This window comes from Streptomyces sp. NPDC059456 (assembly GCF_042750055.1).
Taxonomy (GTDB): domain Bacteria; phylum Actinomycetota; class Actinomycetes; order Streptomycetales; family Streptomycetaceae; genus Streptomyces.
Map to the genome: position 1 here is coordinate 1 of NZ_JBHYVA010001002.1, position 2,095 is coordinate 2,095.

At 77.1% G+C, this 2,095-nt stretch carries 1 protein-coding gene and 1 pseudogene; both read right to left on the reverse strand.

Annotation, left to right across the window (positions count from 1 at the left end):
- Positions 1 to 100: 100 nt before the first annotated feature.
- A pseudogene (locus tag ACFXA3_RS41540) lies at positions 101 to 781 on the reverse strand (YggS family pyridoxal phosphate-dependent enzyme); the annotation flags it as partial.
- Between the two features lie 101 nt (positions 782 to 882).
- Positions 883 to 2,095 (reverse strand): pyridoxal phosphate-dependent aminotransferase (locus ACFXA3_RS41545; RefSeq protein ID WP_385196536.1); only part of this gene is annotated, 1,213 nt, incomplete at its 5' end.

The following is a 2,095-nucleotide window of genomic DNA, read 5'->3' on the forward strand; positions in this document are numbered from 1 at the left end:
CGCGCGCGCCCCGGCGCGGGGGGGCGGGGGGGCGGGGGGGGGCGCGGGGGGGGGGGGGGGGGGGGGGGGGGGGGGGGGGGGGGGGGGGCGCGGGGTGGGAGCGGGTCCCGAGGAGGGCGGAGCCGATCCGCAGGTGGGTCGCTCCGGCGGCGACGGCCGCCTCCAGATCGCCGCTCATGCCCGCCGAGATGACCGTGGCGTGCGGATGGTCCGCGCGCAGCCGGGCGGCCAGCGAGGCCAGCCGGTCGAACGCCTGCCGGGCCGGTACGGCGAGCGGGGCGACCGCCATGACCCCGGCCAGCCGCAGGCCGGGGGCTTCGGCGACCGCGTCGGCGAGCGCGGCGAGCCCCTCGGCCGGCACGCCGCCGCGCCGCGGGTCTGCGTCGAGGCTCACCTGGAGCAGGCAGGACACGGTCCGGCCGGCGTTCACGGCTCCCCGGGAGAGGGCCGTCACCAGCGTGGGGCGGTCCACCGAGTGGACGAGGTCGGCGTAACGGGACACCGAAGCGGCCTTGTTGCGCTGCAGCGTGCCGACGAAGTGCCACTGCGGCGGCGCCGCGAGGTCGGCGAGGTCGGCGGCCTTGGGGGCCGCCTCACGGTCGTGGTTCTCGCCGAGGTGCCGGACGCCGAGCCCGCACAGCAGGCGGGCGTCCGAGGCGGGCCGGGTCTTGGTGACGGCCACCAGGGTGATGCCGCGGGGATCGCGGCCGCAGTCGGCGGCCGCGGCCTCGATGCGGGCGGTCACGGCCCGCAGGGCTGATTCCAGTTCGGCGCGGCGCAGGGCGGCGGAGACGGGGGCGGGGACGGGGCCGGTGGCGGTGGCGGTGGCAGGGGCGGGGGCAGGGGTGGCGGGGATGGCGGTGGGCCGGTCGGCCGTTGTGGTCACGCGGTCTTCTCTTCCGTACGGAGGGTGGGTGCGGGGCGGCTGCCGGGCAGGGCGGCGAGCCTTCTCACCGCCTCGTCGAGCACGGCCCGCTGTTTGCAGAAGGTGAACCGGACGTAGGGGCGGCCCGCGTCGGGGTCGGTGTAGAAGACCTGGTTCGGAATGGCGGCGACACCGCAGCGGGCGGGCAGCGAGCGGCAGAACTCCAGGCCGTCCCGCTCGCCCAGAGGCCGGATGTCGGCGGTCACGAAGTAGGTGCCCCGCGGGGCGTGCGCGATGAGGCCGGCGTCGTTCAGCCCGGCCACCAGGAGGTCCCTGCGGCGCCTGAGCGAGTCGCGCAGCCGGGTGAAGTGGGCGGAGGGCAGGCGCAGGGCGTCGGCGACGGCGTGCTGGAAGGGGGTTCCGGAGCCGAAGGACAGGTACTGCTTGACCGCGGTGACCGCTTCGACCAGATCCCGCGGGCCGGTGGCCCAGCCGACCTTCCACCCGGTGACGGAGAAGGTCTTGCCGGCCGACCCGATGGTCAGGGTCCGCTCCGCCATGCCCGGCAGGGCGGCCACGGGCAGGTGCGGCGGCCCCTCGTACACGAGGTGTTCGTAGACCTCGTCGGAGACGACCAGCAGGTCGTGGGCCCGGGCCGTCTCCGCGATCTGCCGCAGGGTCGCGGGAGGGAGCACCGTTCCGGTGGGATTGTGCGGGGTGTTGAGGAGCAGGACCTTCGTCCGCGGGGTCACGGCGCGGCGCAGGGCGGCCGGGTCCAGCGTGAAGGCGGGCGGGTCGAGGCGGACGGGCACGAGCGTGGCTCCGGCCAGCGCGACGCAGGCCGCGTACGCGTCGTAGTACGGCTCCAGGACGACGACTTCGTCTCCCGGGCCGGTCAGCGCCAGCAGGGCCGCCGCCAGTGCCTCGGACGCTCCGGTGGTCACGACGACCTCCCGGGCGGGGTCCAGCTCGATCCCGTACCGGGTCCGCTGGTGGTCGGCGATGGCCCCGCGCAGTTCCGGCAGTCCGGGGACCGGCGGGTACTGGTGGTGTCCGGCCCGCAGGGCGGCGATCGCGGACTCGACGACGGGCGCGGGTCCGGGGGTGTCCGGGAAGCCCTGGCCGAGGTTGATCGCGCCGTGCAGGGCGGCGCGTTCGGACATCTCGGTGAAGACGGTGGGGCCGGTGTCCGCGAGGCGGACCCGGGGGGGGGGGCCGGGGGGGCGGGCC